The sequence below is a fragment of the Enterobacter sp. 01-M-03-SI-ECC genome (assembly GCF_047530215.1).
Lineage (GTDB): Bacteria > Pseudomonadota > Gammaproteobacteria > Enterobacterales > Enterobacteriaceae > Enterobacter > Enterobacter chengduensis.
In genome coordinates this window covers 166887-189115 of the sequence record NZ_JBLKDA010000002.1, presented here as the reverse complement: position 1 = coordinate 189115, position 22229 = coordinate 166887, and the positions used below count along the sequence as shown (strand labels likewise).

Genomic DNA, 22229 nt, shown 5'->3' with positions numbered 1-22229 from the left:
ATTTCCTGTTTTTTTAACATGAGGGGGATATGGATGAAGTTAGAACGGAAAACGGACGAGTTTTAAGCAAACGCATTTATCTTATTGATAAATAGGAAGTCGCCTGAAAACCCACGCGCCATTAACGGGTATTATTGCGAAAAAAAAGCCACTGCATGTGAAAATCACACGAGTGGCTTTTTTTTACACTTACATTTTGTTACCAGAATTTTGAGCTATCGATCACTCAAAATCCCCCTCAACGATCAGGGAATCATCGCCCCCTTCGGAAGTAACCTGCTCGAACTGCCACGGGTTATGGTAGTTTTGCATCGCCTCGAATACCACTTTGGCCAATTCGTTATGACTGGACGAATTGTGGCAAAGCAGATACTCGGTATCCGGCAGCGCAGGCAGGCCATCGGATTTCCCCAGAACGCGCAGATCGGGGCTCATCATCTCTACCGGACGGGCCGTTACGCCCAGGCCGGCCTTCACGGCGGCGCGAACCGCCGGCAGCGTGGACGCCACATACGCCAGACGCCACGGAATGTTGGCTTCATTTAGCGCCGTGAGCACCATATCGCGGAACGGACTTGGGTCATCCAGTAAGACCAGCGGAACCGGCTCCCCTTTTTGCAGCACGTATTCGGCTGCGCAATACCAGTGCGTGGGCGATGTACGCAGCGTCAGGCAATCAAACTGCCCGGGACGATGCGTCGTCACCACCAGATCGACTTTATTCTCATTTAACATCTCAACCATAAAGGCATTACGCTTTACGCTAACGTCCAGCGCAAGCTTCGGATAAACCGAACTAATACGATTGAGAAGAAACGGCAATATTGTATCCGCTGACTCATCAGATGCGCCTAACGTTAGCACCCCTTGAAGGTTGCTAAACATTAATGACATACATGCTTCATCATTAAAGCGAAGAATTTTCCTGGCATAACCCAGAAGCTGAATACCGTGTTCCGTTAAGAGCTTATTACGCCCATGACGCGCAAAAAGCTCTTTACCAACCAGCTGCTCCAGCCTCTGCATTTGCTGGCTGACGGCGGACTGAGTTCGGCAAACGGCGGCAGCAGCTGCTGCAAAAGTGTTGAGATCGGCGACCGCAACAAACGTTCTCAGCAGATCGAGGTCGAGATTCATTATCGGACGATTTGCATTTATCATATCTATTCACTTTCAGGTTGCTCGTGCGGAGCTGCCCGGGTTGAAGCTGTGTGTGTACCGTTAAGCAATTCCCTCTGAAGATTTTCCCTCGCATCCCGGCCCGGCAGACTGCCTGACAGATAGTTATTGTGCTGCTTTATATCAACAGTCAGAAAGCACGTTTCATGACGTTATTTTTATTCTCTTAAACGTTCAGGATATTTAGATGTTCGCAGGTTTATGTAAATTACATTAAAGGTGTAACACCTTTTCTGCCATCTTTATCGCAGCGCTGTCAACGTAGCAGGAGATGTTTGACACATTCCAGCCAGAGATAACTCCAACAATAACAATCAATTAATTCGGAAAAGCAGTGCCAGATATACAAAAAATGTGCCTCTGCCCTCTGCTTTCCTGGAAGACATCTTAACCCAAATCCACTTTATTTATAAGTCTTATTGCAATATTGGGGATTAAAGAAGAATGTTAAGCTTCTCAACTAATTTTATTAAAATTAACTAAAGTTGCATTTTATGGGTTAATAATAAATAAAATTTAATTTAGATTAAGACCATTCATTAATGGCACTTAACATTAATTTCACATGAGTAACTTTTAGCCACAGCATGCTATTACAAAAACATGCATTGAGCATTCAGGTTTAACGAAATGTCACTCAGGGTGATTGCCACCGTTGTCCTGCATACCACCTATTTTCCCCAGCACAATATACACCTTTTTTACAACACAACAGCACATTTAACCTACCCTCGCGCTTTATGCGCAACTTTAAGACAGTAAAAAAGCGCACGCACAGCGAAAAAGATTAATCATGATTACCCCGCTGACACAAAATCTTCTACTGCATACCCTTCAAAACGAAGCGAGGGGGGAGTACATTATTCCGTGCTGACTTCCACGGCAGGGAGTGGCAATAATAGCGAAAAGGTTAAAGGTTCATGTCCCCTATCGAAAAATCCAGCAAGCTAGATAACGTCTGTTATGACATCCGCGGCCCGGTTCTGAAAGAGGCAAAACGTCTTGAAGAAGAAGGCAATAAGGTTCTGAAACTCAACATTGGTAACCCTGCGCCATTTGGTTTTGAAGCGCCGGATGAAATTCTGGTTGATGTGATCCGCAACCTTCCTACTGCACAGGGCTATTGCGATTCAAAAGGACTTTACTCCGCGCGTAAAGCCATCATGCAGCACTACCAGGCACGCGGCATGCGTGATGTTACCGTGGAAGATATTTATATCGGCAACGGCGTCTCCGAGCTTATCGTGCAGGCGATGCAGGCGCTGCTGAACAGCGGGGACGAAATGCTGGTACCCGCGCCGGACTATCCGCTGTGGACGGCCGCAGTATCACTCTCCAGCGGTAAAGCCGTGCACTATCTGTGCGATGAGTCCTCTGACTGGTTCCCGGATCTCGATGACATTCGCGCGAAAATCACGCCCCGCACCCGCGGCATCGTGATCATTAACCCAAACAACCCGACGGGCGCGGTGTACTCAAAAGAACTGCTAATGGAGATCGTTGAGATCGCCCGCCAGCACAATCTGATCATCTTCGCTGACGAAATTTACGACAAGATCCTGTACGACGCGGCGCAACATCACTCCATCGCCGCGCTGGCCCCGGATCTGCTGACCGTCACCTTTAACGGCCTGTCTAAAACCTACCGCGTGGCCGGTTTCCGTCAGGGCTGGATGGTGTTAAACGGTCCGAAAAAGCACGCCAAGGGCTATATTGAAGGGCTGGAGATGCTGGCCTCCATGCGTTTATGCGCCAACGTTCCGGCGCAGCACGCCATCCAGACGGCGCTCGGCGGCTACCAGAGCATCAGCGAGTTTATCGTTCCCGGCGGTCGCCTGTACGAACAGCGTAACCGCGCGTGGGAGCTGATCAACGATATCCCGGGCGTCTCCTGCGTGAAGCCGAATGGGGCGCTCTATATGTTCCCGAAAATTGACGCGAAGCGCTTCAATATCCATGACGATCAGAAAATGGTGCTTGATTTCCTGCTGCAGGAAAAAGTGCTGCTGGTTCAGGGGACGGCGTTTAACTGGCCGTGGCCGGATCACGTGCGTATCGTGACGCTGCCGCGCGAAGATGACCTCGAAATGGCCATCAGCCGCTTTGGTCGCTTCCTCTCTGGATACCATCAGTAACGTTGCCTTTCTGCCGGGTGGCGCTTCGCTTACCCGGCCTACAAAATCCGCAAATTTGCATCTTCCCTTCCCTCCCCGCACAATGAACGCCTGTCGCAGTGAAGACATAAGGTAACCTATGAGTCAGAGTCATTTCTTTGCCCACCTCTCCCGCCTGAAGCTCATCAACCGCTGGCCGCTGATGCGCAACGTGCGCACGGAAAACGTGTCAGAGCACAGCCTGCAGGTTGCGATGGTCGCTCACGCGCTGGCGGCGATTAAAAACCGCAAATTCAACGGTCAGGTCAATGCAGAGCGCATCGCCCTGCTGGCGATGTATCACGATGCGTCAGAAGTGCTGACCGGCGACCTGCCCACTCCGGTGAAATATTTCAACTCGCAGATTGCGCAGGAATATAAGGCCATCGAGAAGATTGCCCAGCAGAAGCTGATTGAGATGGTGCCCGAAGAGCTGCGCGACATCTTCGAGCCGCTCATCAATGAGCATCAGTACACGGAAGAGGAAAAGTTGCTGGTGAAACAGGCCGACGCGCTGTGCGCCTACCTGAAGTGTCTGGAAGAACTCTCTGCGGGCAATAACGAATTTTTACTGGCGAAAACGCGTCTGGAAAAAACGCTGGAATCCCGCCGCAGCGAAGAGATGGATTACTTTATGCAGGTGTTTGTACCGAGCTTCCATTTATCGCTGGATGAGATCAGTCAGGATTCGCCGTTGTAATTTTTCGTCGGGTGGCGGCTTCGCCTTACCCGGCCTACGTTTCTGCACTCACGCTTAAAACGGGAACAGAATCGGGATCAATACCACGCACACCGCCATCACCAGGACGGTCAACGGCACGCCAATCTTCACAAAATCGCTGAACTTATAATTCCCCGGCCCCAGCACCAGCGTATTGACCGGGGATGAAACCGGCGTCATAAATGCCGCGGATGCCGCCATGGCCACCATCATCGCAAACGGGTACGGCGATACGCCCATTGACTTCGCCATCGCCAGCGCAATCGGCGCCATCAGCACCGCCGTCGCGGTGTTGGAGATAAACAGGCCGATGGTGGCGCACATGATAAACAGGCAGACCAGCATCATGTATGGCCCATAACCGCCGCCCACGTCCATTAAGCCTTTAACGATCAGATCCACCCCGCCGGTTTTTTGCAGCGCCAGGGCGAAGGGCATCATCCCGACAATGAGAATAATGCTCGGCCAGTGAATGGCTTTATAGGCGCTTTCGGCGTCAATGCAGCGGAATTTGCCCATCAGCAAACAGGCAATAATGGCGGCTATGGGGTTTGGAATTTCATCGGTCAGCATCAGCGCGACCATCAGTACCAGACAAAAAATCGCATGCGGCGCCTGGCTGTGCGCCGGGGAAGCATCGCTCTCCTCAACCGGCATGTTGAGCACCACAAAATCACGCCCTTTTTGCCCGAGCTGGCTAATCAGCTTCCAGTTACCGACCACCAGGAAGATGTCGCCTAACAGGATCGGCTCATCCACGACGGCCCCTTCCATCGCCACGCCGTCGCGCTTCAGCCCCACAACGTTCAGGCCGTAGCGGGTGCGGAACCCCATCTCCCGCACGGTTTTACCCAGCAGTTCGGACTCCGGGATCAGCGACACTTCGGCCATGCCCACGTCCAGCGCCTGGTCGGAAAAATACTCTCCGCGCAGCACCATCGGCTCCAGCAGCTGTTCGCTACAGAACTCGCGCAGATCCACGTCCGCGGTGGACATATCGATCAGCAGGACGTCACGCGCCCGAAATTCCGATACACCGTTGACGTTGACGATCACCCGGCGAAAACGGCGCCAGCGCTCCACGCCGATCACGTTCGCCCCATAGCGCTCGCGCAGCTTCAGGTCATCGAGCCGCTGCCCCACCATCGGCGAGCCGGGGCGAATGGCCAGACGGCGCGCCCGCCCGGTAAGTCGGTACTCTTTAATCAGATCGCGGAAGGTGCGCCGTTTCCACCCTTCTTTATTTTTATCCTGCTTTTCACCTTTCAGGGCAAAACGGGTCAGCAGCATGTAGACCACGCCCAGCACCAGAATCACCAGACCCAGCGGAGTGACGCTGAAAAAGCTGAAGCCCTGAAAGCCTTCCCGGAGCAGCTCGCTGTTCACCACCAGGTTCGGCGGGGTGGCCACCAGCGTCATCATGCCGCTGATCAACCCGGCAAAGCTCAGGGGCATCATCAGGCGCGACGGCGTGCTCTGCATCCGCATGGAGACGCTCAGCACCACAGGGATAAAGATGGCGACCACGCCCGTGGAGCTCATAAACGCGCCCAGCCCGGCGACGGTGACCATCAGGTAGATCAGCATTTTGGTTTCGCTGCTGCCCGCCACCTTCACCAGCCACGACCCCATAATGGTCGCCACGCCGGTGCGCACCAGGCCGTCGCCAATAATAAACAGGGCGGCAATCAGGATTACGTTGGGGTCGCTGAATCCGGAGAAGGCTTCCGGCAGCGTCAGCGTGCCGCTTAGCACAAACGCGACGATAACAAACAGGGCGACGGCGTCCATGCGTACCTTGCCTGAGGCGAAGAGAATAATGGCGATTAAAAGCAGGCTCAGGACCCAAATCAGTTCACCGTTCACAACCTATCCTTGTCAGTGGAAGATGAGGAATTTTGCCATAAAAAAGCCCCAGCAATGTGGGGCTAAATCATGGGATTACATTTTTAGCGAGACGGTTACCACGCCGTCCGGCGCTTTTGACACCGCCAGCGCCGTCAGGGAATCCAGCACAAAGTCCGCCTCATTCAGCCGGGGAGACCCGGCAGGAACGTTAACAGCAATGACGTGACTCCCGGCGTTCAGCCCGGCCAGTACGCCTGCCGCCGCATCTTCCACCACCACGCACTCTGCGGGCGTGAGACCCAGCAGTTCAGCGCCGAGCAAAAACGCATCCGGCTCTGGCTTGCCGCGCTTGACGCGCTCTGCGGTGATGAACACTTCAGGCTTCGGTAAACCGGCCGCCTTATGACGGGCATGCGCAACCGGAACAGAGCCGGAGGTGACGATAGCCCACGGGATCTGCGCTTCATTAAGGTGCTCAAGCAGCTCGCGTGCGCCGGGCAGCGCGGTGATGCCTTCGGTATCGGTGGCTTCAATCTGCTCCAGGTATCTGAACTCCGCCTGAATCTCTTCCTCAGAACGCCCCGCTAAGAAGTGCCGCAATGAGGTGATGGCCTGTTTGCCATGGATGAAATTCAGCACGTCCTGATGGTCGATGCCATGCCTGTCAGCCCAATGGCACCACGAGCGCTCCACAACCGGCAGCGAATCCACCAGCGTACCGTCCAGATCAAACAGAAAACCTCTACACTGCACACGCACCTCCGTCAGGCATTAATGATTTGTTGAATTTCGTTGCTGCTTAAATGGTACTGACGCGGGCAGGCGTGCCACGCGCTCAGCATGCGCTGATATTTATCCCACATTGGGGTCTGCGCGTTAAAGCCGTGAGTGCCCGCATCAAAATGGGTATAGCGCCCTTCGGTATTCACCATAAAGCGAACATAGCTGAGATAGCGCGCTTCCGTTGCCGCATCAAAGCCTAAGAAGGTCACGCGGCGCTCGTCGATGGACTGCTGGTCTTTGAGATTCGTCCAGGACACGTGCAGGGCGTGGTACATCTCCATAATGTCGATCACGATGCGGCAGGTTTCTTCTTTCAGCTCGCCAAACTCGCGGTCCAGTTCGCGCATTTGCAAACCAAAGCCGCGTTCAACGATGGTCTGCAGGCGGCTGTAGCGCGCAGCGTTATCGGGATCAAGCATAGTCATCATCTTGTACTGGTTGGACAAAATCAGACGTTGAGCATGGGTCATTTCCATCTTTCGACTCCTGTAGCGCATTGCACTTAAAAAAAAGACACGGTAACTGATTGTTACTGTGCCCTCTTTTCGTCGTCGTTTCGATGATCAATCACAAGTCATCGAGGAATGTTTTATCCAGTTGCTTAAAAGCACGCTTCAGCGTGTCCGCCAGCGCCTGGTAATCGGGCTTGCCTTCAACCGGAGCCAGCGCCTGCCCGGCCTCCTCCAGTTTTCCGCGCACTTCATAAAACCAGTGTAAAATAGAAGGGGGAAGTGGCGTGACGGAGCGTTTTCCTAGCCACCACAGGCCCTGCATCGGCAGGCTTAGCGCGAAGAGCGCCGTCGCTACCGCAGGGCCAAGCTGGCCACCCAGCGCAATTTGCCAGCATAAGGTAAAGACAGCGACGGGCGGCATAAAGCGAATCGCATAGCGCGTGGCGCGAATCGTGCGATTCTCAATGAACATTGGCGCAAGGCGCTTTTCCATCGGCCACGTCTTTGCGTAATGCTGTCCCCGACGAAACAGACTGAAGAAATTGACGGACGGGTTCTCTGGTGTCGACATGGCTGTACCTCAACTTCACATATAAAAATTAAAATTTTCGTGCAAAACCACAACAGGCTATGACAACGTTCAAAATATTTTGTCATCCCTACCCCGTATCAGGTATCCTGTGCCAGCCTGATAGGGCCATAGACGAGAAACATTAACTCGTCAAATTATTGCACATTATGCCATTGGCTGAAAATTGTGCAAAATGGCATAAAATCATAGTTATTTCTTCCATCATGCCACAATGTTCGTTTGGCATGATGTTAATCATAAATGTCTGAGTCATCCTGCGTTACGCTGTTAGACTCACTGACGTTTTTTTAGCCACGTATCAATAATAGGTACTTCCATGTCGAGTAAGTTAGTACTGGTTCTGAACTGCGGTAGCTCCTCACTGAAATTCGCCATCATCGATGCGCTCAACGGTGACGAATACCTCTCTGGTTTGGCCGAATGTTTCCATCTGCCTGAAGCACGTATCAAGTGGAAGATGGACGGCAGCAAACAAGAAGCGGCTTTAGGTGCAGGCGCCGCTCACAGTGAAGCGCTGAACTTTATCGTTAACACTATTCTGGCACAAAAACCAGAACTGTCTGCTCAGCTGACTGCGATTGGTCACCGTATCGTCCACGGCGGCGAAAAATACACCAGCTCCGTCGTCATCGACGAATCTGTGATCCAGGGCATCAAAGACTCCGCCTCTTTTGCACCGCTGCACAACCCGGCGCACCTGATCGGTATCGCTGAAGCGCTGAAATCCTTCCCGAATCTGAAAGACAAAAACGTGGCCGTATTCGACACCGCGTTCCATCAGACCATGCCGGAAGAGTCTTACCTCTATGCCCTGCCATACAGCCTGTACAAAGAACACGGCGTACGTCGTTACGGCGCGCACGGCACCAGCCACTTCTATGTGACGCAGGAAGCCGCAAAAGTCCTGAACAAGCCGGTTGAAGAACTGAACATCATCACCTGCCACCTGGGCAACGGTGGTTCCGTTTCTGCTATCCGCAACGGTAAATGTGTTGATACCTCTATGGGTCTGACCCCGCTGGAAGGTCTGGTGATGGGTACCCGTTCCGGCGACATCGACCCGGCGATCATCTTCCATCTGCACGACACCCTGGGCATGAGCGTTGACCAGATCAACAAAATGCTGACCAAAGAGTCTGGCCTGCTGGGTCTGACCGAAGTCACTAGCGACTGCCGTTACGTTGAAGACAACTACGCAGAGAAAGCTGACGCGAAACGTGCAATGGACGTTTACTGCCACCGTCTGGCGAAGTACATCGGCTCTTACACTGCGCTGATGGAAGGCCGCCTGGACGCGGTTATCTTCACCGGTGGTATCGGTGAGAACGCGGCAATGGTCCGTGAACTGTCCCTGGGCAAACTGGGCGTTCTGGGCTTCGAGGTTGATCACGAGCGTAACCTGGCTGCCCGCTTCGGCAAGTCTGGCTTCATCAACAAAGAAGGCACCCGTCCTGCTCTCGTTATTCCAACTAACGAAGAACTGGTCATTGCGCAAGACGCGCACCGCCTGACTGCCTGATTCCACACCGCCAGCAATGCTGGCGGTGCTGTTTTGTAACCCGCCCCATTTGGGCGGTAACGAAAGAGGATAAACCGTGTCCCGTACTATTATGCTGATCCCTACCGGAACCAGCGTCGGCCTGACCAGCGTCAGCCTTGGCGTTATCCGTGCTATGGAACGCAAAGGCGTTCGTCTGAGCGTCTTTAAGCCAATCGCCCAGCCACGTGCCGGTGGCGATGCGCCAGACCAGACCACCACCATCGTTCGCAAGAACTCCAATCTGCCAGCGGCTGAACCGCTGAAGATGAGCCACGTTGAGTCGCTGCTGTCCAGCAACCAGAAAGACGTGCTGATGGAAGAGATCATCGCCAACTACCACGCTAACGCGCAGGACGCGGAAGTGGTGCTGGTTGAAGGTCTGGTCCCGACTCGCAAACACCAGTTTGCCCAGTCTCTGAACTTTGAAATCGCGAAAACCCTGAACGCAGAGATCGTGTTCGTGATGTCTCAGGGTACTGATACCCCAGAGCAGCTGAACGAGCGTATCGAACTGACGCGCAGCAGCTTCGGCGGCGCAAAAAATACCAACATCACCGGCGTGATCGTGAACAAGCTGAACGCACCGGTGGATGAGCAGGGCCGTACCCGTCCTGACCTGTCCGAGATCTTCGACGACTCTTCCAAAGCGAAAGTGATCAAAGTTGACCCGGCTAAGCTGCAGGAATCCAGCCCGCTGCCGGTTCTGGGCGCGGTGCCATGGAGCTTCGATCTGATCGCCACCCGTGCCATCGACATGGCGCGTCACCTGAACGCGACTATCGTTAACGAAGGCGACATCAACACCCGCCGCGTGAAGTCCGTGACCTTCTGCGCGCGCAGCATTCCGCACATGCTGGAACACTTCCGCGCAGGTTCCCTGCTGGTAACCTCCGCAGACCGTCCAGACGTGCTGGTTGCAGCCTGCCTGGCCGCGATGAACGGCGTGGAAATCGGTGCGATTCTGCTGACCGGTGCCTACGAGATGGACCCACGCGTCAGCAAGCTGTGCGAACGAGCGTTCGCCACCGGCCTGCCGGTCTTCATGGTGAACACCAACACCTGGCAGACCTCCCTGAGCCTGCAGAGCTTCAACCTGGAAGTGCCGGTTGATGACCACGAGCGTATCGAGAAAGTTCAGGAATACGTTGCGGGCTACATCAACGCAGACTGGATCGAATCCCTGACCGCGACCTCCGAGCGTAGCCGTCGTCTGTCGCCTCCAGCCTTCCGCTACCAGCTGACCGAGCTGGCGCGTAAAGCGGGCAAACGCGTTGTTCTGCCAGAAGGCGACGAACCGCGTACCGTTAAAGCGGCCGCTATCTGTGCAGAGCGCGGCATCGCGACCTGCGTACTGCTGGGTAACCCGGACGAGATCAACCGCGTGGCGGCGTCTCAGGGCGTTGAGCTGGGCGCGGGCATCGAAATCGTTGACCCTGAAGTGGTTCGCGAAAGCTACGTTGCCCGTCTGGTTGAGCTGCGTAAGAGCAAAGGCATGACCGAAGCCGTTGCGCGCGAGCAGCTGGAAGACAACGTGGTTCTCGGCACGCTGATGCTCGAGCAGGACGAAGTTGACGGTCTGGTTTCCGGTGCGGTTCACACCACCGCAAACACCATTCGTCCACCGCTTCAGCTGATCAAAACCGCACCGGGCAGCTCTCTGGTTTCTTCCGTGTTCTTCATGCTGCTGCCTGAACAGGTTTACGTTTACGGCGACTGCGCGATCAACCCGGATCCAACCGCTGAACAGCTGGCTGAAATCGCTATCCAGTCCGCAGACTCGGCCACCGCTTTCGGTATCGAGCCGCGCGTTGCGATGCTCTCCTACTCCACCGGCACCTCGGGTGCAGGTAGCGACGTAGAGAAAGTTCGTGAAGCGACTCGTATTGCGCAGGAAAAACGTCCTGACCTGATGATCGACGGCCCGCTGCAGTACGACGCCGCGGTTATGGCTGACGTTGCGAAATCCAAAGCGCCGAACTCGCCGGTTGCGGGTCGCGCTACCGTGTTCATCTTCCCGGATCTGAACACCGGTAACACCACCTACAAAGCGGTACAGCGTTCTGCCGACCTGATCTCCATCGGGCCGATGCTGCAGGGCATGCGCAAACCTGTGAACGACCTGTCTCGTGGCGCACTGGTAGACGATATCGTTTACACCATCGCGCTGACGGCGATTCAGTCTTCGCAGCAGCAGTAATTGTAAGGTCTTGCCGGATGGCGCTTCGCTTATCCGGCCTACAGGACCGTAGGCCCGGTAAGCGTGAGCGCCACCGGGCAACAAAAAGGCGACCACAAAGGGTCGCCTTTTTTATTTACAGCAGCTCTCTCGCCGCCGACACAATGTCATGTGCCGTCAGGCCATACTCTTTCTGCAGAAAATCCTGCGTTCCCACCTGGCCGTAACGCTCCTTGACCCCGACCCGCCGCATCGGCACCGGGCAGGTTTCCACCAGCACTTCCGCCACTGCCGATCCCAGCCCGTTGTGAATGCTGTGGTTTTCGCAGGTCACGATGCGCCCGGTTTTCTCGGCGTAGTTTTTCACCAGCATCCGGTCGATGGGCTTGAGGGTAAACATGTCGATGACCGCCGCGCTGACCCCCTCCTGCTCCAGCTGTCGCGCCGCCTCCAGCGCTTCCGCCACCATGATGCCGTTGGCAATCAGGGTAATATCGGAGCCTTCGCGCAGCACGTTGCCTTTACCAATGGTGAAGGTGGAGCCTGGCGCATACACGCTCGGCGCCTGCTTACGGATGGTGCGTACCCAGTAGAAGCCTTCGAGGTCGATAAGCTGGCGCAGCACGTCCTCGAACATTACCGCGTCGGTAACCTCCAGCACTACCGAGTGCGCCAGGCCGCGCACGATGCCCATATCCTCAAACGACATATGCGTCCCGCCGTTGTGGCAGGCCGTCACGCCCGCATCCGACGCGATCACCTTCACGTTGTTGCGCTGATAGTCCAGGGACATAAACAGCTGGTCGAAGCAGCGGCGGCTGGCAAAGGCGGTGAAGGTGTGAACAAAGGGCTTACGTCCGGTCAGCGACAGCCCCGCCGCGGTGCCGATGACGTTGGCCTCCATAATGCCGCAGTTGATCACGTGCTGCGGATAATCGCGCGCCACGCCGTCCATCGCCATCGAGCTCATCAGATCCGCTTCCAGGGCGATAATCTCGCTTCCGGCCTCAATCTGTTTTGCCACGAAGCCCGCGTACACCTTACGCATCTCAACGGCGTCTTTCAGTCCTGCCGGTGCAACCTTAATCATGTGAAGCCTCCAGTTGGCGAATCGTCTCTTTGAGGGCCGCTTTGCTCTCCGGGGTTAACCGCAGGTGGTGCGAATTGCTGAGCTGTTCCAGGTACGGCACCCCCTGCCCTTTGATGCTGTCGAGGATCACCACCAGCGGGCGCGCATCGGCTTCGGGCACGCGGGACGTCACCGCCAGCAGCGTCGGGATGTCATCCCCCTTCACCGTGGCGACGTCATAGCCAAAGGCGCGGAATTTCCCCTCCAGGTCAAACGCGCTGATGATCTCGTCCAGCTCGCCGTCGAGCTGCTGTTTGTTCCAGTCCACAAACACCGTCAGGTTGTTCAGACGATGGTGGGCGATAAACTGAAATGCCTCCCAGCACTGCCCCTCGTTCAGCTCGCCGTCACCGACGATGCAAAATACCCGATTCGGCCTTCCCGCCAGCCTGTGCGAGAGCGCCATCCCGCCGGCAATGGAAATCCCCTGCCCCAGCGAGCCGGTGGTGGCATCCACGCCGCGCGTTTTCAGGCGGTCCGGGTGGCTCGGCAGACGCGTGCCGTTCTGGTTCAGGGTGCTCAGCTCCTCCACCGGGAAATAGCCCTTGATCGCCAGCGTGCTGTACAGTGCCGGGCCCGCATGGCCTTTCGACAGGACGAAGTTGTCTCGCTCCGGCCAGTCCGGATCCGCCGGGTCGATCTTCATCACCGCGCCGTACAGCACGGCCAGGGTTTCAACCACCGACATACTGCCGCCGTAGTGGCCAAAGCCGAGCTGCGTGAGCGATTTCAGCGTCTCAAGGCGGATCTGTCGCGCGAGTTCGGTTATCTCTTTCTCATTCATAATTTGGCTCCGGTGTTTTCCTGCGCGTTACCGCCAGCAGGTTTGTTTTTTGCGAAGACGTTGTACGCCACCAGCAGCACGAACAACGCCACAACCAGCCCGGTGATGGCCAGCGGCGACAGGAAGCGCGCCAGGTTGCCAAGGACAATCCCGACCGCGCCGAAGTCGGCGTCCGAGAAGGTGGTGTTGGCAAAGCCAATGGCGCCCAGCACCGGCAGCAGCAGAACGGGCAGGAAGGTGATCAGCAGGCCGTTAGCAAAGGCGCCAATCATGGCCCCGCGACGTCCGCCGGTGGCGTTACCGAATACGCCCGCCGTTGCGCCGGTGAAGAAGTGCGGCACCACGCCCGGGAGGATCAGCACCCAGCTAAACTGACCGCAGATGAACAGCCCCACAATTCCGCCGAGGAAGCTGAACAGGAAGCCAATCAGCACCGCGTTCGGCGCATACGGATACACCACCGGGCAGTCCAGCGCGGGACGCGCATTGGGCACCAGCTTTTCCGAGAATCCGGTAAAGGCCGGAACGATTTCTGCCAGAATCAGGCGCACGCCCTGCAGGATGATGAAGACGCCTGCCGCGAAGGTGATCGCCATGATGATGGCGTAGACGAGGTAGTTCTGGCCGCCGCTGAAGGTGGCTTCAACGTACTCGCGCCCGGCGCTCACCGCCATGATCAGGTAGATAATCATCATGGTCAGGGAGATGGAGATCGAGCTGTCGCGCAGGAAGCTCAGGTTTTTCGGCAGGTTCATCTCTTCGGTTGAGCGAGAGCCTTTGCCGACCTTGCTGCCAATCCAGCCGGAGAGCACGTAGCCCAGCGTGCCGAAGTGGCCGAAGGCAATTTCATCGTTGCCGGTAATGCGCTTCATATAGCGCTGCGCAATTGCCGGGAAGAAGGCCATGATCAGGCCGAGGATCAGCGAGCCGGTAAAGACCAGCCCCACGCCCTCAAAGCCCGCGACCGTCAGGATCACGCCAATCATGCACGCCATATAAAACGTGTGGTGCCCGGTGAGGAAGATGTACTTCAGGCGGGTAAAGCGCGCGACGATAATATTCGCCACCATGCCGAAGGCCATAATCAGCGCGGTCGCTGCACCGTATTTTTCCAGCGCGATGGACACAATCGCTTCATTGTTTGGAATAATGCCCTGAATCGTAAAGGCGTGCTCAAACATGCCACCCAAAGGATTTAACGACCCCACCAGTACCGTGGCACCGCCGCCCAGCACAATAAAGCCCAGAATGGTTTTAATGGTTCCCTTCACGACGTCCGAAAAAGCTTTTTTCTGCGCAACCAGTCCAATAAGCGCAATTAAACCGACCAGCACCGAAGGGACTTTTAAAATATCAACAACGAAATTCAGCGTTTCAAGGATAAACATATCCACCTCGCCTTATCAGGGTTATTGTCTTTCGAACCAGGCGCGCAGCTGCGCTTCAAGCTCGTTGATGTCGATGATGTTGTTGATCACCACCAGCTGGCTTTCCGGGACGCTGGCGCTGGCCGCAATGTCTTTTGCCATCACGAACAGATCCGCCGCGCCCGGCGTGGCCGAGGAGAGATCGGAATGTTCAACCTCTGCGCTAATCTCCAGCTTTTTGAGCACCTTTTTAATATTCATTTCGACCATAAAACTGCTGCCCAGGCCGGAGCCGCAAATAGCCATGATTTTCATTGTTGTCCCCTTATTTTGAGTAGAGCACGCCCCATCACGCCGACGCGTAATGTTGTGAATAATCGGATTAAAGAATTAAATCAGAAGCGGTCAATAATCGTTTTAATTTCCTCCAGGGTATTCGCCTGATGCAGTTTTTCCATATCTTCGTCGCTGGAAAATAATTCAGCCAGCGATGAGATCATCTCGATATGGCTATTTTTGTCGGGTGCCGCGAGCATAACAATGACGTCGACAGGGTCAAACTCATCGGCACCAAACGAGACGCCCTGCTTTAGTTTTAATAACGACAGCCCCAGTCCTTTGGCACCTTCCTCCGGCCGCGCGTGCGGCATGGCTAGCCCTGGTGCCAGCACATAATAGGGTCCTAACGCGTGGTGCTGCTGGATAATGGCCGTGACGTATTCAGGCGCAATCACCTCCAGACCCAGCAGCGGCTTCGCGCACATCTCCAGCGCCTGCGGCCAGTCTTCCACGCTCTCCTGCAGCGTGATGGTTGTATCATATATCCATTTTTTGAGCACTTTTCACTCCCGCGACACGATTAAGATGAGCAAACTTTATTCAACGCGTCGGTGATTGACTGCGATCGCGATCACAAAGATAGCGCTACCAATGCTTAACATGCAGAAATGTGATAGCGCTATCAAATTGCAATCACGTTGCTAAATCACAGCAAAAAAAGGGATTTAAGGCGTATACTGCCTGTCACGTGAAGCGAAGGAAAAGAAGAACGCGTCTGGTCAGCAGGAAGGTGTATGTCTCTAACCCGAAAACGGCGCAGTACCGGTAAAGTGACACTCGCCGATGTCGCACAGCTTGCCGGTGTGGGCACGATGACCGTGTCCCGTGCACTCCGCACGCCCGAACAGGTTTCCGATAAACTACGTGAAAAAATTGACGCTGCCGTGCAGGCGCTGGGCTATATGCCTAATCTTGCCGCCAGCGCGCTGGCCTCGGCCTCGTCATGGACGATAGCCATGGTCGTGCCCAACCTCTCCGAAGCCGGCTGCTCGGAGATGTTCGCCGGGCTACAGCAGGTGCTGCAGCCTGCCGGATACCAGATCATGCTGGCTGAATCCCAGCACCGTCTGGAGCAGGAGGAGAAGCTGCTGGAGACGCTGCTGGCGTCGAACATTGCGGCCGCAATCCTGCTCAGCGTTGAACATACCGACACCGTTCGCCACTGGCTGAAAAATGCCTCTATTCCGGTAATGGAGATGGGCGCCATGCGCGCCGATCCGATTGATATGAATATCGGGATTGATAACGTGGCCGCGATGTATGAGCTCACGGAAATGGTCATTAAGCGCGGCTATCAAAATATAGGACTGCTGTGCGCCAACCAGGAGCAGTGGATTTTCCAGCAGCATCTGCAGGGCTGGTACAAAGCCATGCTTCGCCACCATATGTCGCCGAACCGGGTCATTAACGCGGCGATGCCGCCGAGCTTCTCAACCGGCGCGGCGCAGCTGCCCGAGTTCCTGCTGGCGTGGCCGGAGCTGGATGCGCTGGTGTGCGTCTCCGACGAGCTGGCCTGCGGCGCGCTGTACGAGTGCCAGCGCAGGCGAATCAAAGTGCCGGACGATCTGGCGGTGGTTGGCTTTGGCGATAGCGATGTGAGCAGCGTCTGTCAGCCGCCGCTGACGACGATGGCGGTACCGCACCGCAAGATTGGTATTGAGGCCGGGAAAGCGCTGCTGGAGCGCCTGAATGGCGGAGACTGGCGCGATCAAAAGCCCATCGCGTCCAGTCTGTGTCTGAGGGAGAGTTGCTGAGGCTTACTCGGCCTCTTCCTCTTTCTCTGATTTAGTCGATTCGTTTTTGGCGTTGCGGGTCATCCACAGCGCCAGCGCTTTTAACGAATCCGGCGTGAACTCGTCGCAGCGCGCGGTGATCTCTTCCGGCGTCATCCAGCTGACTTCGCTCACCTCTTCTTCCTGCAGGGCGAACGGGCCGTGGGAAACGCAGCTAAACAGCCCGCCCCAGACGCGGCAATGTTCATCCTCGAAGTAGAACTGCCCGTGCTCGGCAAACGGCACGCCGGCAATGCCTAACTCTTCTTCCGCTTCACGACGGGCGGAATCCAGCAGCACTTCATCCGCCTGGACGACGCCGCCCGCGGTGGCATCCAGCATCCCCGGGAGAAAATCTTTGGTGTCCGTGCGGCGCTGCACCAGAATTTTGCCCATACCGTCATGCACGACGATGTACGTTGCGCGGTGACGCAGGCGCTCCGCCCGCATTTGCTCGCGGCTGGCCTGCGCGATCACTTCATTCTCTTCGCTGACAATGTCAACCCACTCTGTACTTGCCAAATGACTCTGCTCCACCATCGGGAAACCTTCTCTTCTAAGCGCTCTTTCGGCGCGTTTGCAGTTGTGGTGTAACTTACGGATTAATCGCTATCTGCGCAATAACTTGCTGATCATTAAGTGCGAAAACGCTCAGGGTATTTTCATCCAGCATGCCGTAGCTCGCAGGATAGCCCCCCTTCGGGATACTGACGGAGCCCGGATTAAAGTGATAAATCTCACCGCGTTTTTCCGCAACCGGAATATGAGTATGACCGTAAACCAGGACATCGCCAGCCGCGAGGGGCGGGAGATTATCCGGGCTATAAAGGTGCCCATGGGTCAGAAACAGCCGGTGTTGTTCGAGCAGCACCTGTTGCCACGGCGCGGTAAGGGGGAAATGCAGCAGCATCTGGTCCACTTCGCTGTCGCAGTTGCCGCGAACGGCGATAATGCGCGAGGCAAACGGGTTAAGCTTTTCCGCCACCTGCGCAGGCGCGTAGCCCTCCGGCAGCGCGTTACGCGGGCCATGATTGAGCACATCCCCCAGAATAATCAGCCACTGCGCGCCGCTTTGTACAAACAGGGAGAGGACGCGCTCGGTCGCGGGCAGGGATCCATGGATATCCGACGCAAACATCAGTTTCATCAGTCACTCCTCGGGAAAACAGACTGCCCCCATCATACCTGAAGCGTCGGGGCTTATCAGCCCGCGCGCTTGGCCGAGAGTGCCACATAGCGCTGCACGGAGGCGCGCTGCCACTGGAACGCGGCATAATCCACCAGCAGCTGCGGCACCGCATCGCCGTTGAGGATCAGGCGGTTGAGCATCAGCGCCAGGTCGGCGTCGGCAATGCACCACTCGCCGAACAGGTTTGGGTTGCCGTGGGCGAGCAGCGAGGTGGCGGTCTCAATCAGCTTTTGCGCGCTGACGCGGCCTTCTGCGCTGAGCGCCGGCTTTTTCACCCCGGCAAACACGACGTCCGTCGAGCGCTCCTCGCGAATCGGCACCAGATCGCTTCGCAGCCACGCCTGGATCTGCCGCGCCCGGGCGCGTTTTTGCAGGTCGTGAGGATAGATGCGCTCCCACTCAGGCGGCGCGAAGCGATCTTCCAGGTATTCATCAATCGCTGATGATTCGCTCAGGGCAAAACCATCAACCTCCAGCACCGGCACGCGTCGGGTCAGGTCGTAGCCCTGCCACTGCGGTTTGAGGTGTTCACCGCCGTCAAGATCGACGGTTTTAAGCGTAAAAGTCAGTCCCTTTTCGGCCAGCGCAACGTATACGCTCATAACATACGGAGAAAAGAAATTCGCATCGGACCACAACGTGATTACGGGCTGGTTCATAACATCCTCATCGGCTGATCGGTTTTTACTCAACATATAATCTCTTTGCCGCGCTGTCACTTGATGAAAACTCACGATTTACAACAACCACCTATACTCATTTTCATGGCACCCCTCTTCGCATGGACAGGAGTTGAGAATGATCGACCTTTATTATGCCCCCACCCCAAACGGCCATAAGATCACCCTCTTTCTTGAAGAAGCCGAGCTGGATTACAGGATCATTCGCGTGGATATCAGCAAAGGCGAGCAGTTCAGCCCTCTCTTTCTGGCTATCTCGCCGAATAATAAAATTCCGGCCATTATTGATAACCAGCCGGCGGACGGAGGCAGGCCGCTGAGCCTGTTTGAATCCGGTGAAATTTTGCTCTACCTGGCGGAAAAAACCGGCAAGCTGCTGAGCGGCGAACTGCGCGAGCGTCACCATACCCTGCAGTGGCTCTTCTGGCAGGCGAGCGGGCTGGGCCCCATGCTGGGGCAAAATCACCACTTTACCGCCTACGCCCCGCAGCCTATTCCTTACGCGATAGAGCGCTATCAGGTAGAGACTCAACGGCTTTATGACGTTCTGAACCGTCGGCTGGAAAAGACGCCGTGGCTCGGAGGCGATCACTACAGCATTGCCGATATCGCCTGCTGGCCGTGGGTGAATACGCATGAAAAACATCGGATTGACTTAACCTCTTACCCGGCGGTGAACAACTGGTTTGAGCGCATCCGGACTCGCCCGGCCACCGAGCGGGCGATGCAAAAAATCCAGCAAATTTAGCCCCCTATGAGGCTGGGTGCCTGCAAACCTCTCATGTATGATGAGCAGGAAATACTGACACGGAGAAGACCTGCAATGTCACAGCCAGACGCTATTATTCGTATAAAAAATTTACGCCTGCGTACCTTCATCGGTATCAAAGAGGAAGAGATCGCCAACCGCCAGGATATTGTCATTAACGTGGTGATCCACTACCCCGCAGACAAAGCGCGGGCCAGCGAAGACATCAACGACGCGCTGAACTACCGCACAATCACCAAAAATATTATTCAGTTTGTGGAGAATAACCGCTTCTCTCTGCTGGAAAAATTAACTCAGGATGTGCTCGATATCGCACGCGATCATCACTGGGTCACTTATGCTGAAGTAGAGATCGATAAACTTCATGCCCTGCGCTACGCCGATTCCGTCTCCATGACGCTAAGCTGGCGGCGCCAGGCATAAACCTGGAGGTTGTATGAAGATTTTGCTGACCGGCGGTACAGGCCTGATTGGTCGCCACCTTATTGCACGTCTGCAGGCTCTGCATCACGACGTTACCGTGGTCACGCGCAGCCCGGAGAAAGCGCGTCAGGTGCTGGGGGCCGGTGTCGATATCTGGAAAAATCTGGCCGAGCAGCAAAATCTGGACGGTTTCGACGCCGTCATAAACCTCGCGGGTGAGCCCATCGCCGATAAGCGCTGGACGGAAGAGCAAAAACAGCGGTTATGCAGCAGTCGGTGGACCATCACCGAAAAGCTGGTCGAGCTGATCCGCAATAGCCACACCCCACCTTCGGTGCTGATTTCCGGGTCAGCCGTGGGCTATTATGGCGATCTTGGTGAGGTGGTGGTGACCGAGGAAGAGCCGCCCCACAACGAATTTACCCATAAGCTCTGCGCCGAATGGGAGCGCATCGCCTGTCGTGCCCAGAGCGATAGCACCCGCGTCTGCCTGCTGCGGACCGGTGTGGTGCTTGCGCCAAAAGGCGGCATTCTGGGCAAAATGCTTCCGCCGTTTAAGCTGGGACTCGGCGGCCCCATTGGTAATGGCCGTCAGTATCTGGCGTGGATCCATATCGACGATATGGTCAACGGCATCCTCTGGCTGCTCGATAACGATCTGCGCGGGCCGTTTAACATGGTTGCGCCGTATCCGGTGCGTAATGAACAGTTTGCTCATGCGCTGGGACGTGCTCTGCACCGCCCGGCGATATTACGCGTGCCCGCCACGGTGATTCGCCTGATGATGGGCGAAGCGTCCGTGCTGGTATTAGGCGGGCAACGGGCGCTGCCAAAACGGCTGGAAGCGGCCGGTTTTGCGTTCCGCTGGTATGAATTAGAAGAGGCGCTGGGGGATGTGGTGCGGTGAATATGCTACAGTGACAGGCCATGTTCCGAAAATATGGCGTAACAATGGCAACTCTCACCACACCCCGGCTTCACCTTACTCCTTTCGAACCCGCTGACTGGGCGTTTTTCCGCTCGCTGCGCGAAGATCGCCGCATCATGCGCTACATGGCCGCCGTCGCGCCGGAAAAAGAGACCCGACGCGTATTTGCCGCACGGCTGATGGCGGAGCATGTCTTCGTCATCCGCTCTCTGGAGGACGATACGCCGCTTGGCGATATCGGCCTGCAAATCAGCCCTGAGAATCGTGAAGAAGCGGATATCGGCTACACGGTGGTGCCTGCCGCACAGGGAAAAGGTATCGCCAGCGAGGCGCTGCGCGCGGTGTGTGATTACGCGTTCAACCAGACCGGCGTGAAGGCGATTAGCGCGTACGTGCTGGCGGACAACGGCGGTTCGGTGCGGGTGCTGGAGAAAGCGGGTTTTGTGCGCACGCAGGTGCTTGAAAAGGCGTATGAGATTGACGGCGTGCGTTACGACGACTGGGTGTATCGGCTGGAGCGCGGTGCGGCCTGAATGCCGGGCGGCACTGCGTTTGCCCGGCCTACGGTTTTTGTAGGCCCGGTAAGCGAAGCGCCACCGGGCGATTAGGCTGCACCGCGGCCTGCCTACTTCAACGATCCCTTAAGGAACTGCTGCAAACGCGGGCTTTGCGGATTCGCTAAAACGTCGTCCGGGTGCCCCTGCTCTTCAATTTTTCCCTGGTGCAGGAAAATCACGTGATTCGAGACGTTACGGGCGAAGCCCATCTCGTGCGTCACCACCACCATCGTTTTGCCCTCTTCGGCCAGCTTCTGCATAATGCGCAGCACTTCGCCAACGAGTTCCGGGTCGAGCGCGGAAGTCGGCTCGTCGAACAACAGCACCTCGGGTTCCATCGCCAGCGCGCGGGCGATGGAGACACGCTGCTGCTGACCGCCGGAGAGATGCACCGGGTATTTTATCTGCTGGCGCTCGTCGATACCCACTTTCGCCAGGTATTTCACCGCGCGCTCGCGGGCTTCCTGCTTGCTCAGACCCAGCACCTGAATCGGCGCCTCCATCACGTTCTCCAGCACCGTCATGTGGCTCCAGAGGTTGAAGTGCTGAAATACCATCGTCAGACGCGTGCGCAGCAGGCGCAGCTGATGCTTATCCGCCACCTTCAGCTGGCCGTCTTTGTCACGCACCAGGTTAATATTCTGCCCGCTCACCACAATCGAGCCTTCGCTCGGCTTTTCGAGGAAGTTTATGCAGCGCAGGAAGGTACTTTTACCCGAGCCGGATGAGCCGATGATACTGATCACGTCGCCCGCATTCGCCTGCAGCGACACCCCTTTCAGCACTTCATGTTCGCCGTAGCGTTTGTGCAAATCAATAACGTTTAATTTGTTCTCAGCCATCATCTT

Annotated in this window: 23 protein-coding genes; 9 read left to right on the top strand and 14 right to left on the bottom strand. The window is 56.0% G+C overall.

The window, feature by feature from the left end; all coding sequences use genetic code 11:
- Nucleotides 1-222: 222 nt before the first annotated feature.
- Complete coding sequence (gene lrhA, locus ACMWKK_RS02835) at nucleotides 223-1161, bottom strand: transcriptional regulator LrhA (RefSeq protein ID WP_032641961.1); 939 nt, start codon at nucleotides 1159-1161, stop codon at nucleotides 223-225.
- Between the two features lie 938 nt (nucleotides 1162-2099).
- On the opposite strand from lrhA, the gene alaA reads away from it, so the two are divergent.
- Both alaA and yfbR read left to right on the top strand, forming a co-directional pair.
- Nucleotides 2100-3314, top strand: coding sequence for an alanine transaminase AlaA (alaA, locus tag ACMWKK_RS02830; RefSeq protein ID WP_003861471.1), 1215 nt, complete (start codon nucleotides 2100-2102; stop codon nucleotides 3312-3314).
- Between the two features lie 118 nt (nucleotides 3315-3432).
- Nucleotides 3433-4032 carry a 5'-deoxynucleotidase gene (gene yfbR / locus ACMWKK_RS02825; protein WP_045327921.1) on the top strand — a complete coding sequence of 200 codons (600 nt, stop codon included), beginning with the start codon at nucleotides 3433-3435 and terminating at the stop codon, nucleotides 4030-4032.
- A gap of 54 nt (nucleotides 4033-4086) precedes the next feature.
- On the opposite strand, the gene ACMWKK_RS02820 is transcribed toward yfbR, so the two are convergent.
- The 4 genes from ACMWKK_RS02820 to yfbV form a co-directional block, all read right to left on the bottom strand.
- Nucleotides 4087-5919, bottom strand: a complete 1833-nt coding sequence (locus tag ACMWKK_RS02820; protein WP_112779801.1) for an SLC13 family permease — start codon at nucleotides 5917-5919, stop codon at nucleotides 4087-4089.
- 75 nt (nucleotides 5920-5994) lie between these two features.
- Nucleotides 5995-6654, bottom strand: a complete 660-nt coding sequence (locus ACMWKK_RS02815; protein ID WP_112779802.1) for a sugar phosphatase — start codon at nucleotides 6652-6654, stop codon at nucleotides 5995-5997.
- Nucleotides 6655-6665: 11 nt separating this feature from the next.
- Entirely contained in the window at nucleotides 6666-7160 is a 495-nt protein-coding gene (locus tag ACMWKK_RS02810) for a YfbU family protein (RefSeq protein WP_008502874.1), read from the bottom strand.
- Nucleotides 7161-7251: 91 nt separating this feature from the next.
- On the bottom strand, nucleotides 7252-7707 hold the full coding sequence (gene yfbV / locus ACMWKK_RS02805; protein WP_032641969.1) for a terminus macrodomain insulation protein YfbV: 456 nt from the start codon (nucleotides 7705-7707) through the stop codon (nucleotides 7252-7254).
- A 337-nt stretch (nucleotides 7708-8044) separates the two neighbouring features.
- Between yfbV and ackA the strand changes: the two genes are divergently transcribed.
- Together ackA and pta are read left to right on the top strand one after the other, a co-directional pair.
- A complete protein-coding gene (gene ackA, locus ACMWKK_RS02800; RefSeq protein ID WP_045327914.1) occupies nucleotides 8045-9247 on the top strand; it encodes an acetate kinase in 1203 nt (400 codons plus the stop codon).
- Between the two features lie 76 nt (nucleotides 9248-9323).
- A complete protein-coding gene (gene pta, locus ACMWKK_RS02795) occupies nucleotides 9324-11465 on the top strand; it encodes a phosphate acetyltransferase (protein ID WP_045327913.1) in 2142 nt (713 codons plus the stop codon).
- Nucleotides 11466-11580: 115 nt separating this feature from the next.
- On the opposite strand, the gene ACMWKK_RS02790 is transcribed toward pta, so the two are convergent.
- From ACMWKK_RS02790 to ACMWKK_RS02770, 5 genes are all read right to left on the bottom strand, one after another.
- Nucleotides 11581-12534 carry a transketolase family protein gene (locus ACMWKK_RS02790; RefSeq protein ID WP_112779803.1) on the bottom strand — a complete coding sequence of 318 codons (954 nt, stop codon included), beginning with the start codon at nucleotides 12532-12534 and terminating at the stop codon, nucleotides 11581-11583.
- The gene (locus tag ACMWKK_RS02785; protein WP_112779804.1) at nucleotides 12527-13357 is read right to left on the bottom strand and encodes a transketolase; all 831 of its coding nucleotides are present in this window, start codon (nucleotides 13355-13357) and stop codon (nucleotides 12527-12529) included. Before ACMWKK_RS02785 ends, ACMWKK_RS02790 begins: the two co-directional genes overlap by 8 nt.
- On the bottom strand, nucleotides 13354-14745 hold the full coding sequence (locus ACMWKK_RS02780; RefSeq protein ID WP_045327911.1) for a PTS ascorbate transporter subunit IIC: 1392 nt from the start codon (nucleotides 14743-14745) through the stop codon (nucleotides 13354-13356). The genes ACMWKK_RS02785 and ACMWKK_RS02780 overlap by 4 nt, the downstream gene beginning before the upstream one ends.
- 21 nt (nucleotides 14746-14766) lie before the next feature.
- Nucleotides 14767-15039 (bottom strand): PTS sugar transporter subunit IIB, encoded by a 273-nt coding sequence (locus tag ACMWKK_RS02775; protein WP_045327910.1) that lies wholly within the window; start codon nucleotides 15037-15039, stop codon nucleotides 14767-14769.
- An 80-nt stretch (nucleotides 15040-15119) separates the two neighbouring features.
- Nucleotides 15120-15563, bottom strand: coding sequence for a PTS sugar transporter subunit IIA (locus ACMWKK_RS02770; protein ID WP_112779805.1), 444 nt, complete (start codon nucleotides 15561-15563; stop codon nucleotides 15120-15122).
- Between the two features lie 234 nt (nucleotides 15564-15797).
- Here ACMWKK_RS02770 and ACMWKK_RS02765 point away from each other — a divergent pair, with 234 nt between their 5' ends.
- The gene (locus ACMWKK_RS02765) at nucleotides 15798-16817 is read left to right on the top strand and encodes a LacI family DNA-binding transcriptional regulator (RefSeq protein WP_045327908.1); all 1020 of its coding nucleotides are present in this window, start codon (nucleotides 15798-15800) and stop codon (nucleotides 16815-16817) included.
- A 3-nt stretch (nucleotides 16818-16820) separates the two neighbouring features.
- Here ACMWKK_RS02765 and yfcD read toward each other — a convergent pair whose 3' ends face one another.
- From yfcD to yfcF, 3 genes are read right to left on the bottom strand one after another with little or no spacing between them, the layout of a single operon-like run.
- Nucleotides 16821-17375, bottom strand: a complete 555-nt coding sequence (yfcD, locus tag ACMWKK_RS02760; RefSeq protein ID WP_045327907.1) for an NUDIX hydrolase YfcD — start codon at nucleotides 17373-17375, stop codon at nucleotides 16821-16823.
- Between the two features lie 55 nt (nucleotides 17376-17430).
- Nucleotides 17431-17982 carry a phosphodiesterase gene (gene yfcE, locus ACMWKK_RS02755; RefSeq protein ID WP_045327905.1) on the bottom strand — a complete coding sequence of 184 codons (552 nt, stop codon included), beginning with the start codon at nucleotides 17980-17982 and terminating at the stop codon, nucleotides 17431-17433.
- Between the two features lie 56 nt (nucleotides 17983-18038).
- Nucleotides 18039-18683: a glutathione transferase gene (yfcF, locus tag ACMWKK_RS02750; RefSeq protein ID WP_045327903.1), complete on the bottom strand. Its 645-nt coding sequence runs from the start codon at nucleotides 18681-18683 to the stop codon at nucleotides 18039-18041.
- A 139-nt stretch (nucleotides 18684-18822) separates the two neighbouring features.
- Between yfcF and yfcG the strand changes: the two genes are divergently transcribed.
- From yfcG to ACMWKK_RS02730, 4 genes are all read left to right on the top strand, one after another.
- Nucleotides 18823-19452, top strand: a complete 630-nt coding sequence (gene yfcG / locus ACMWKK_RS02745; RefSeq protein ID WP_032641992.1) for a GSH-dependent disulfide bond oxidoreductase — start codon at nucleotides 18823-18825, stop codon at nucleotides 19450-19452.
- A gap of 75 nt (nucleotides 19453-19527) precedes the next feature.
- Nucleotides 19528-19896, top strand: coding sequence for a dihydroneopterin triphosphate 2'-epimerase (gene folX, locus ACMWKK_RS02740; protein ID WP_045327902.1), 369 nt, complete (start codon nucleotides 19528-19530; stop codon nucleotides 19894-19896).
- A gap of 13 nt (nucleotides 19897-19909) precedes the next feature.
- A complete protein-coding gene (locus ACMWKK_RS02735) occupies nucleotides 19910-20803 on the top strand; it encodes a TIGR01777 family oxidoreductase (RefSeq protein WP_161656385.1) in 894 nt (297 codons plus the stop codon).
- A 44-nt stretch (nucleotides 20804-20847) separates the two neighbouring features.
- Nucleotides 20848-21357 carry a GNAT family N-acetyltransferase gene (locus tag ACMWKK_RS02730; protein ID WP_112779807.1) on the top strand — a complete coding sequence of 170 codons (510 nt, stop codon included), beginning with the start codon at nucleotides 20848-20850 and terminating at the stop codon, nucleotides 21355-21357.
- 92 nt (nucleotides 21358-21449) lie between these two features.
- Here the strand turns inward: ACMWKK_RS02730 and hisP are convergent, their stop codons facing one another.
- Nucleotides 21450-22223 carry a histidine ABC transporter ATP-binding protein HisP gene (hisP, locus tag ACMWKK_RS02725; RefSeq protein WP_045327899.1) on the bottom strand — a complete coding sequence of 258 codons (774 nt, stop codon included), beginning with the start codon at nucleotides 22221-22223 and terminating at the stop codon, nucleotides 21450-21452.
- Nucleotides 22224-22229 lie beyond the last annotated feature (6 nt).

What these genes read in the sequence shown, in the direction of transcription:
- ACMWKK_RS02765 (WP_045327908.1), top strand. Translation starts at nt 15,798, where the DNA reads ATGTCTCTAACCCGAAAACGGCGCAGTACCGGTAAAGTGACACTCGCC.
- ACMWKK_RS02775 (WP_045327910.1), bottom strand. Translation starts at nt 15,039, where the DNA reads ATGAAAATCATGGCTATTTGCGGCTCCGGCCTGGGCAGCAGTTTTATG.
- lrhA (WP_032641961.1), bottom strand. Translation starts at nt 1,161, where the DNA reads ATGATAAATGCAAATCGTCCGATAATGAATCTCGACCTCGATCTGCTG.
- yfbV (WP_032641969.1), bottom strand. Translation starts at nt 7,707, where the DNA reads ATGTCGACACCAGAGAACCCGTCCGTCAATTTCTTCAGTCTGTTTCGT.
- ACMWKK_RS02735 (WP_161656385.1), top strand. Translation starts at nt 19,910, where the DNA reads ATGAAGATTTTGCTGACCGGCGGTACAGGCCTGATTGGTCGCCACCTT.
- alaA (WP_003861471.1), top strand. Translation starts at nt 2,100, where the DNA reads ATGTCCCCTATCGAAAAATCCAGCAAGCTAGATAACGTCTGTTATGAC.
- ACMWKK_RS02790 (WP_112779803.1), bottom strand. Translation starts at nt 12,534, where the DNA reads ATGATTAAGGTTGCACCGGCAGGACTGAAAGACGCCGTTGAGATGCGT.
- yfcD (WP_045327907.1), bottom strand. Translation starts at nt 17,375, where the DNA reads ATGGTGGAGCAGAGTCATTTGGCAAGTACAGAGTGGGTTGACATTGTC.
- yfbR (WP_045327921.1), top strand. Translation starts at nt 3,433, where the DNA reads ATGAGTCAGAGTCATTTCTTTGCCCACCTCTCCCGCCTGAAGCTCATC.
- hisP (WP_045327899.1), bottom strand. Translation starts at nt 22,223, where the DNA reads ATGGCTGAGAACAAATTAAACGTTATTGATTTGCACAAACGCTACGGC.
- ACMWKK_RS02810 (WP_008502874.1), bottom strand. Translation starts at nt 7,160, where the DNA reads ATGGAAATGACCCATGCTCAACGTCTGATTTTGTCCAACCAGTACAAG.
- ACMWKK_RS02785 (WP_112779804.1), bottom strand. Translation starts at nt 13,357, where the DNA reads ATGAATGAGAAAGAGATAACCGAACTCGCGCGACAGATCCGCCTTGAG.
- yfcG (WP_032641992.1), top strand. Translation starts at nt 18,823, where the DNA reads ATGATCGACCTTTATTATGCCCCCACCCCAAACGGCCATAAGATCACC.
- ACMWKK_RS02780 (WP_045327911.1), bottom strand. Translation starts at nt 14,745, where the DNA reads ATGTTTATCCTTGAAACGCTGAATTTCGTTGTTGATATTTTAAAAGTC.
- ACMWKK_RS02730 (WP_112779807.1), top strand. Translation starts at nt 20,848, where the DNA reads ATGGCAACTCTCACCACACCCCGGCTTCACCTTACTCCTTTCGAACCC.
- yfcF (WP_045327903.1), bottom strand. Translation starts at nt 18,683, where the DNA reads ATGAACCAGCCCGTAATCACGTTGTGGTCCGATGCGAATTTCTTTTCT.
- yfcE (WP_045327905.1), bottom strand. Translation starts at nt 17,982, where the DNA reads ATGAAACTGATGTTTGCGTCGGATATCCATGGATCCCTGCCCGCGACC.
- ackA (WP_045327914.1), top strand. Translation starts at nt 8,045, where the DNA reads ATGTCGAGTAAGTTAGTACTGGTTCTGAACTGCGGTAGCTCCTCACTG.
- folX (WP_045327902.1), top strand. Translation starts at nt 19,528, where the DNA reads ATGTCACAGCCAGACGCTATTATTCGTATAAAAAATTTACGCCTGCGT.